Source organism: Bacillus sp. ISL-77 (genome assembly GCF_018613105.1).
Window position 1 is genome coordinate 1 of sequence record NZ_JAGGQY010000102.1, and the last position, 9,128, is coordinate 9,128.

Genomic DNA, 9,128 nt, shown 5'->3' on the forward strand with positions numbered 1-9,128 from the left:
GTTTAGTGTTGACAATCCACTTTCATCAATTTATGAACAAGACTTTCTAAATTGTTCATACGGGGGTAGGCCAAATAGGGGAGCACATAATGCCTTAGCTAACCTTAATGAGACTATTTCAGGGAAGAAAGTTAGCTGGGTACTGGAAGCTGACCTGAAGAACTTCTTTGGAACCTTAGACCATGATTGGATAATAAAATTCGTGCAACATAGGATTGGTGATCCTAGAATTATTAGTCTGATTAAAAGATGGTTAAAAGCAGGTGTAATGGAAGGTAAGGATATTCACGTCAGTAAAATAGGAACACCGCAAGGTGGTTCAATTAGTGTACTGTTAAGCAACATTTATCTTCACTATGTATTGGATTTGTGGTTTGAGAAAGCAATAAAACCAAGGCTCAAAGGTGAGTCATATCTAATAAGATATATCGATGATTTTGTAGTGTGTTTTCAATATCGTTCAGATGCAATAAGGTTTGGGAAAGTCCTTGTGAAAAGATTAAGGAAATTCTCATTAGAGCTTGAACCTAATAAGACTAGGTTAGTAGAGTTTGGACGGTTTGCCAGTAAACATGCCCTGCAAAAAGGAAAGAAATTAGAAACGATTTACTTCCTAGGTTTTACACATTATTGTACAAAAAACCGTAAGGGTAATTTCATGGTAGGTAGGAAAACCGAAACGACCAGATTTAAGCGGAGTGTAAATAAAATACAAGAAGTACTTCGTACTATCAGACATTGGTCTATAAAAGACCAAGTTGAGAAGATAAATCAAATTCTTAGAGGTCATTACAATTACTATGGTATGGCTGGCAATCTTCGGTCAATAACAAAAATCTATAATATTACGGAACGTTATTGGAGAAGAATGTTAAGTAGTAGAAGCCAAAAGAGCTATATAACGTGGGAAAAGTTCAATAAGATTAAGTCGATTTTTCCTCTAGAGCGTCCTAAACTATCAATTCCGTTTTCGGAATTAAAGATGTACGCGAAACTGTGAAGCAATTTCTGAAGAGCCCGGTGCGGGAAATCCGCACGCCGGGTTCTGTGGGGGTTTGAGTCGCCAATTGGGCGACCTTTCTACCCGGAGGGAGAACACAATCTACCGAAAGGTAGAGAGGTTCTCTTCTACTCGACTACTTCAATAAGAACAACCAAAGTCTGCAAAAACAGATGTTTACACTTGATAAGTGGCTGAAATGGTCACTCTTTTTTTTGTTTGTTTATTTTTCCATTAAAGGACCCGAGAGTTGAAGATGAAAAAGATTACCGCAACGACCATTTCTTAAGTTAAAACATCCCGTTACTTTAAGATACAAATCATAATCATTACGTTTTATATTGACAGAAAATTTAAAACATAGTATATTCATAAAGGTGTAAATAGGAATTGTTACGATTTGCATTGAATATTAAAAAGGAAAGGGAGATATTTTATTTATGCAAAAGGAACTTATCAAATCAATACTTGTGTTTTTCTTATTAGGGATAATCCTAACAGGCTGTCAAGAAAAAGTAGAAACACCTGTCGAAAATGCTTCCTCTGATTCTGAACCTGCTTCTTCTGATTACAATTCTGAATCTACAGAAAGTACCAATCATAACCATAGTCACGATGATGAAAAGCAAAAAGAAATATATTCAGGGATATTTGAAGATGACGAAGTTGAAGATAGAGAATTATCAGATTGGGAAGGAGATTGGCAATCAGTCTATCCATACTTATTAGATGGAACTTTAGATGAGGTCTTAGAGAAAAAAGTAGAAACAAAGAAAGATAAAACTTTTGCAGAGTACAAAGAATATTATAAAGTTGGGTATGAAACAGACATTGAACGAATCGTTATAAAAGATAATACGATAACATTTTATAAAAATGGAGAAGTAAAAACAGGCGAATATAAGTATCATGGATACGAAATTTTGACTTATGAATCCGGAAATAGAGGCGTTCGTTATTTATTTGATTTAGTTGGAGTATCAGATGGTGTCCCAAAACATGTTCAATTTAGTGATCACAGTATTTATCCAATAAAAGCTGAACATTATCATATTTATTTTGGAGATGAAGATCAAGTCACTCTTTTAAATGAATTAGACAATTGGCCGACATATTATTTTTCTAATTTAAGTGGAGAAGAAATCGCAGAAGAAATGAATGCACATTAATTTTTGATATTTTAGTAACTATTCAAGATTAGAATTACTTAGAGTGGCTTAGCGGTCACTCTTTTTTATGCCAAAAAAGACCCTTGATCAAAAGATCAAAGGCAAAATTGGGGGCTTAGTGGTCTAGGCTAAGCCTCATAATTAGGGGGTTTAACTTTCTTAGAGGAAAGAAAATATGCGTAAGCCTGTTCAAAAGTAAAATTGACTTTGTTTGATTCTTCTTCATTTACTGATCTACTTGTAAGTCTTTTTCTTTTCATTTACGTCACCTCAATACACTTTTTATTAAGAAAATGTAGGCAACGTATCAACGTATTTTTGGTATTAATATGTTGGATATATGATGTTATTTAAGCATCACATTGATGCTTATTTACTTGCTAAACTTGCTTAATTTCCGTTGTTGACTTTGAAACATTGAAAACAATGTTTAGAAATATTGCAGTAAGGCTTCCTGTTACGATCCCGCTGCTGGTGAGGATTTTAACGCCTTCTGGCAGGTGGGAAAACATATCTGGTACGGCAGTTACGCCCATTCCCATACCGACAGAACAAGCAATGATCAGAAGATTTTCTTGTGATGCAAAATCTACATTTCCTAGCATTTTTATTCCGTAAGCAATGACCATTCCAAACATTGCCACCATTGCGCCACCAAGAACAGGTGTTGGAATAACGGTAGTGAATGCCCCGATTTTAGGAATAAACCCTAAAAATACTAGTATCCCGCCCATTGTATAAATGACGTTTTTGCTTTTAACACCTGAAAGCTGAACAAGTCCCACGTTTTGCGAGTAGGTTGTGTATGGAAAAGCATTAAATAAAGCACCGATTATACTCGCGAGACCTTCAGCACGATATCCTCTTGATAAATCCTTTTCATTTAATTTTTTTCCTGTGATATCACTTAGAGCGAAATATACACCTGTTGATTCTACCATGCTCACAATTGCTACGAGAGTCATAGTAAGAATCGGGGTCCATTCAAAAGTAGGTGTACCAAAATAAAATGGCTTCACCATATGGAACCATGATGCATCAGCTACCGCTGAGAAATTGACTTTCCCCATAATAGAAGCAGCAAGAGTACCACCAATTAATCCAAGTAGAATAGAGATCGAGCGAATAAAACCTTTCGTAAATCGATAAAGCAAGATGATAAAAAGCAACGTTCCGAAAGCTAAACTGATATTTGATAGGCTTCCAAAATCAGGGCTTCCTTGACCACCTGCGATGTTATTCATTGCCACCGGGATAAGTGTAATCCCAATAATGGTTACAGGTGTTATAGCATAGTTATAACAAAGCGAACAGGAAGGCGCAAGCCCCGTCAAATAAGGATTTCCGCCGATTATTTGTATTTGATTTCTACCGTTACTTTTTCGCCTTTGACCCAGTAATGAACTCTTTCGATAAGCTTGCGAAGAATACCGTTCGTCTCACTTGCTGCGAAGTCTTCACCATTCAACAACCGAGATACTTCGTCAGAAGACCAACGCTCAAGACGTGCCTGTTCTTCCGCTTTATCTAAATAACCGATTGACGCCTTCAATTCCGCAGCCTTAGCTTCGGCTTGACGAATAGCGGCTTCTTCTTTGTCTTTGATTGCTTTGAATTTCGTCTTGTCTATATCGCCGTCTAAACGCATTTCCATTGCGTTTACAATTCTACGTTTAGACTTTTCAATAGATTGACGTTGAATTTCAATAATTTCGTTCAAACTGTTTTGTGCTTCTTCTCGATGTTCATTGTTGGGCGCAAATAGTTCTTCTTTAAATTGGCGCATATGGTCGAGAATTAATTCCATAACAACAGATTCGGCGATACCTTGCGTATTGTCACATTCGGGCTTTCGTGTCGTGGATTTCTTCAAGCATTTACGCAAATGTTCGTGGCGTCCTTTCGGTTGGTTTACGTTCTGACACTTGCCGCAATAAGGGCAATAGACAAGACCCGAAAGGCGATAAGTATTCTTTCTAACTTGACGATCTTTCATGTTATAAGTGCGCAGCGTCTCAAGACGTTTAGTGATTGCTGCATGTTCTTCTTCACTTTTTAACGGCTCGTGATTCCCACGGGCAACAATAATTTTATCAGCGTCTTTATTCCTCTTAACGACGTACTTCTTTTCGCCGTCAACGATTCTTTTCTCAGATTTATATTTTCCATACACAACGAATCCACGGTGAAAATCATGCGCAAGAAGTTCGGTAACGACTTCCCCGTGCCAACGCCCCTTAGAGCTTGCCGTGGGAACTTTCATTTCGTTTAGACGGTCTGCTATCAATGCGCCAGACAAACCTTCTTCAAGATACCACTGAATCAATAAACGATAGATTTTCGATTTTTGTTCGTCAATTTTACATGTTTTTGTATTTCTATCCCACTTGTAACCATAGGGGGGATTTCCCGAATGAGGACGCCCGTCTTGAACCGCTTTTTTCTTTCCATCACGAAGGCGGCGTTTAATTGACCGCAGTTCATTCCGTGAAATTGTCCCTTGAAATTCAGATAACATTAAATCGGCTTCGTTGGTGAAATCATATACTTTTTCAAGTGTCAACAAGATTGTTCCGCTTTCCTCAAACGCTTCTTGAATCATTCCCGATTCGGTCTGACTTCCCCTAGATAATCGGTCAATATGGACGCATAGAACGGCGTCAAATTCGCCTGCTTCGATTCTAGGTAACAATGCAGAGAAGACGGGACGCCCTTCGATAGACTCCCCCGATCCGATTTCTTCGAACCATATAACATTTTTGAACCCGTTCCGATCAAGGTATTCTTGCAATTGTTCACGGTGCTTACGAAGAGTGTCTTCGGTGTCTTTGTCTTCACGGGACTTACGCAAGTATGCTGCAATCATTATATTTTTATCGTTTAATTTCGTCGTCACTGTTTATCAATTCCTTTCTGTTATCGGTACTACCGCAAGTATAAAGTAATTGCGTAAGACCGTCAACGGCGACTCTATGCCAATAACTGCGGCAGCTTGCGCCTATCTTTCTAGGAGGTGAGAACATATGCAAATGTTTTTAGGTAAAGGCGAATTATTTATCGTAGCCGACGAGAACGTAGCAAAGTACGCTAAAGACTACCGAAGCGCTAACATGGAAGGCTACGACCTTAGTAACCCGAGCGCTAAGGAGCTTAGGAAGCTTTACAACGAAGCTCAGCGCATATTCTACGTAGTGAAGGCTAAGGGCGGCACGACAGAAGAGTGCTACGCAGCACGCACAGAACTAGCAGACAAGTATATGCGTTACAAAGACGCACTAATCGCACACTACGTAGGGCATACAATCGAACCGAAGCCGATAGACTTAAAGATAGGATTTTTATAGAACGATACAGGGCGCAGCTATTAAGCTAGCGTCTCTTTTTTTGTTATATACGCATTAGAAAATGATTGTATAATAGATATAAATAAATATAAAGGAGGAAGAATTATGCAAAATAGTAAAGCTAGAGAACTACAGGAAGAATGGAAAGAGGAAGGAGATAAGTCTTGCTCGCACCCACAAATAGTTAAGGAATATTATTATAGTGCTCAGACAAGCGATTATGTTTGCACTACATGCGGCTACGAAGGGACTAAAGAAATATTCGAGAAGCTACGTAAACAATCGAATACCGATAAGTAATAGAGAAGCAGCGAACAGCGCTTATACTTCGCATAAAGGTTATAAAGAATATAACAGAGAGGAGTTATTAATTACATGGAGCAAAACCAAGGACGACCTATTGGGGGTTGGTTAATAATATTGGCTTTTCAAATGATTTCTGGATTATGTCTTGAAATATGGGGATTAATAGCGATATTTAGATACGCAAAAGATTTCAACTTTAAAGAGGAAGTCTATAACACTTCTACAGAGGAAGCAAATAAAGAGTTTTTTCTTAATTATTTTCCGCTTACACTCTTTACCATTGCCGTTATTATTCACATTTTTTTAATATTTTTGTTCTTTAAGAAACATAAAGAATTTCCAAGAGCTTATACATATTTAAACTTTACACTACTCATTCTAGTTCATTCTTTAGAATTCTCATCTGTTTTAGTAGGGAACATTTTATATTATTTCCAGTACACTTTAATTTGTTTGATTTGGACAATAATATGGGGATTATATTTATATCGTTCTGAGAGAGTAAAAGAAACATTTATTCAAAATATAGAAAGGAAGAAATATGTTAAGATAACCGAAGAAGAATATAATCTAATTAAGAAAAAGATTACAAGTGATAATTAGGTTTACAAGAAAATATTTAAGGCTAATCTACTTCTTAGTACTTACCTAAATCGCCCGATCGTTACGAGAAGAGTACAAAGAATACGTAAGTACATACTAAGAGTGGCTTCGCATGACCGAGCGAGGATTTAACGAAGAGCTTCGTTAGTACTACGTCCATAGTCAATAGGAAAATAGCTTCAATAAACTAAGCAGTTAAAGAGATATCTTCAGGTTTTTAAGATTAACCATCTTTTGTGAAACCTTTCCAATATTAGCACGTAAATTAACATATATGCGATAAGTTCCGAAGGGAGTAATAATATGACTGTTCTAATTGCTATTGCAGCAAGACCGAATACTGGCGAAGTTCCTTTTATTTTAATGGGCTCTGATTCCCTAGAAATCAACTTAGATAAAAACTTAACTGAAATCGGTAGAAATGAAGACGCTGAAAAGATTTATAAAATAAATGATAAACTAGTTAGTGTCTCAGGTCGTTTAGACCCTGGTTTTATAAGTAGCTTTCTTCAATTTTTGGATGAAAATGATTGTGAACTTTCTAAGTTGTACAAGTTAGCCTATCAATATGTCTATGAACATATAGTAAATGTAGAAATACATGCTGATGCTAAATGTGCGATTTATATTGGTTGTTGTAATAATTCTACTCCAGAACTAGTAGATATTCGAATTAAAAAGAATGACCTATCTAATACAGTATGTACATATGAGGTAGCAGAAACAAATGGACAATTTATAGCAAAAATGGCAGGAAGTATAACGGTTCCTAATGATGACGACCTCTTTGATGCATTTAAGAGTAGAGTCGAAGAAAGATGTCAAACATTATCATTAATTTGTGTTAGGAGAGCCGCTGAGGAATATTTAAAGAAGGCTGCGGCAAGATATCCTGATACTTGTAACCAAATTATTAAATTTGAAAGACTCAGGTGAAAAGCTTTACTTTTGATAGGTTATTTTTAAAAAAACTTATTATGTTACTATATCAAGCAGGACATCAGGTATCGACTTATTTAAATAATTGTGTAGGGCGCTATACTAGGCGCTCTTTTTATTTTCAATGTAAATGCATGTTCACCAATGTAAACTATCTTCAATTGCGAAGGGACAGCGAAAAGGCTGCGGTTGTAACTGTAAAGTAATTTCACTTGATTAAATGTGTTTACGATAGTTTACGAATATTAGAATAGGGGGTTTACATGCACTGCCGCTTTCTGCCAGAGCAGTCGCCAAAACTCAGGGGGGATGATGCATTATTTTTGAAAATTAATATTTAATTAGTTGATAGAAGCCAATGATCATATTCCCAAAAAGTATAATAAACGGGAACATATTTTTTTCGTTGATTTTACTAGCTTTGTATATTCCCGTTATTCATTCCCTAAATGTTATGATAAAATAAGGGAAATGAGATACGAAAAGGGGAATAAACATAATGACAATTTACGGCTATGCAAGGGTATCGACTAAAGAGCAAAACTTAGACACGCAAATACAACAGCTACAAGCTAGAAAATGCGACCACATTATCGAAGAGAAAATGACTGGCGCTACTTTCAAGCGTCCAAAGTTAGAGCAGCTACTAGCGGACGTTAAAGAAGGCGACACTATCATAGTTACCCGTGTAGACCGCTTAGGACGGAATACGCAGCAGCTACTACAATTAGTCGAAGATCTGCAAGAGCGAAATATAACGCTATTCATAATCGAGCTAGGCATAGAAGCAACGCACAGGAACGGCAAGCTCTTTTTAACGATACTATCCGCACTGGCAGAGAACGAGCGAGAGCTATTAGCAGAGAAGCGCACAGCAGGTATAGCGAACGCTAAGAGTAAAGGCGTTAAGTTAGGGCGCAAGGGAATCGCAAAAGGAAAGCTAGAGCATGCGCTTAACTTATGGAAGAAGGGCGAAATGACTATTAAGCAAATCGAAGACAGTACAGGCGTAGGTAAGTCGATTTTATACAGGGAGATACAGAAGCGAGAACTAAAGAGAGAAGCTTAACAGGGCGCTATAGAAGCGCTCTTTTTTTATAGGCTCATATACAGCTATACACTACGGCACAGGGCGTAATATAAGGCGCATCAGGGCTTCACGGCAGCACACTTCTATAGGCTCGCTAGAAGGCGGCTAGAACGCTCTAAACGGCTATCTAATGCGCTTTGTTAGGGGGTGTTGACAAGTAGGTCTATATGTGCATATACTTCGCAGCGTGCAGTATTCCTATTCTACAGCAAACAGGCGCATACACAGGCTATACAGGTGCGGCAGGGGGCAGCTATCCTTTCGCTAATCATTGTATCTATCGTAGTTATCGAAGTAGCAGCGAGAACAACAACGAGAGAACAGAGCGAAGACTATCGCAATCAATCTATTTAGGCTCGCTCTCAATCGTTCACAGCAGCGTTAGAAAGCTTCGTAGGGCTTCGAGAGAACATCGTAAAGGCAATCCATAAGGAAGGGAGAACAAAGCTACAGCGAGCAACAATACGTTTAACATGCAGCAAATCTGCGACCCCATGGCACGCCGCCGCTGCCGTCTCATCAAGGACTTACAATTGATAAATAGTATTTTTGAACTCGATATGTGAACAGAAAAAAAGTGTAAGCAAATAGCTTTAGCTATGGAAATATTTAGTGTAACCATCTAGCAAATAGAAAAAAATCCAGTATAATAGTAAGAGGCCACTGAAAAACTTCAG

The 9,128-nt window shown here is 37.7% G+C and carries 9 protein-coding genes and 1 pseudogene; 8 read left to right on the forward strand and 2 right to left on the reverse strand.

Features of this window, described 5'->3' with window-relative positions; genetic code table 11:
• A partial coding sequence (locus J7E77_RS29865) for a reverse transcriptase domain-containing protein (protein WP_214719201.1) occupies positions 1-1,000 on the forward strand: 1,000 nt, incomplete at its 5' end.
• A 440-nt stretch (positions 1,001-1,440) separates the two neighbouring features.
• The gene (locus tag J7E77_RS29870; RefSeq protein WP_214719203.1) at positions 1,441-2,169 is read left to right on the forward strand and encodes a metal-binding protein ZinT; all 729 of its coding nucleotides are present in this window, start codon (positions 1,441-1,443) and stop codon (positions 2,167-2,169) included.
• Between the two features lie 380 nt (positions 2,170-2,549).
• Here the strand turns inward: J7E77_RS29870 and J7E77_RS29875 are convergent.
• Both J7E77_RS29875 and J7E77_RS29880 read right to left on the reverse strand, forming a co-directional pair.
• A pseudogene (locus tag J7E77_RS29875) lies at positions 2,550-3,449 on the reverse strand (nucleobase:cation symporter-2 family protein); the annotation flags it as partial.
• A gap of 71 nt (positions 3,450-3,520) precedes the next feature.
• Complete coding sequence (locus tag J7E77_RS29880; protein ID WP_308160857.1) at positions 3,521-5,065, reverse strand: recombinase family protein; 1,545 nt, start codon at positions 5,063-5,065, stop codon at positions 3,521-3,523.
• 127 nt (positions 5,066-5,192) lie between these two features.
• On the opposite strand from J7E77_RS29880, the gene J7E77_RS29885 reads away from it, so the two are divergent.
• The 6 genes from J7E77_RS29885 to J7E77_RS29910 all read left to right on the forward strand — a co-directional run bounded on the left by J7E77_RS29885 (position 5,193) and on the right by J7E77_RS29910 (position 8,805).
• On the forward strand, positions 5,193-5,513 hold the full coding sequence (locus J7E77_RS29885; RefSeq protein ID WP_214719205.1) for a hypothetical protein: 321 nt from the start codon (positions 5,193-5,195) through the stop codon (positions 5,511-5,513).
• 105 nt (positions 5,514-5,618) lie between these two features.
• Entirely contained in the window at positions 5,619-5,813 is a 195-nt protein-coding gene (locus tag J7E77_RS29890; protein WP_214719207.1) for a hypothetical protein, read from the forward strand.
• Between the two features lie 75 nt (positions 5,814-5,888).
• Positions 5,889-6,422 (forward strand): DUF2569 family protein, encoded by a 534-nt coding sequence (locus J7E77_RS29895; protein WP_214719209.1) that lies wholly within the window; start codon positions 5,889-5,891, stop codon positions 6,420-6,422.
• Positions 6,423-6,725: 303 nt separating this feature from the next.
• On the forward strand, positions 6,726-7,358 hold the full coding sequence (locus tag J7E77_RS29900; protein WP_214719211.1) for a hypothetical protein: 633 nt from the start codon (positions 6,726-6,728) through the stop codon (positions 7,356-7,358).
• Between the two features lie 502 nt (positions 7,359-7,860).
• Positions 7,861-8,430 carry a recombinase family protein gene (locus tag J7E77_RS29905; RefSeq protein WP_214719213.1) on the forward strand — a complete coding sequence of 190 codons (570 nt, stop codon included), beginning with the start codon at positions 7,861-7,863 and terminating at the stop codon, positions 8,428-8,430.
• A 171-nt stretch (positions 8,431-8,601) separates the two neighbouring features.
• On the forward strand, positions 8,602-8,805 hold the full coding sequence (locus J7E77_RS29910; RefSeq protein ID WP_214719215.1) for a hypothetical protein: 204 nt from the start codon (positions 8,602-8,604) through the stop codon (positions 8,803-8,805).
• Positions 8,806-9,128 lie beyond the last annotated feature (323 nt).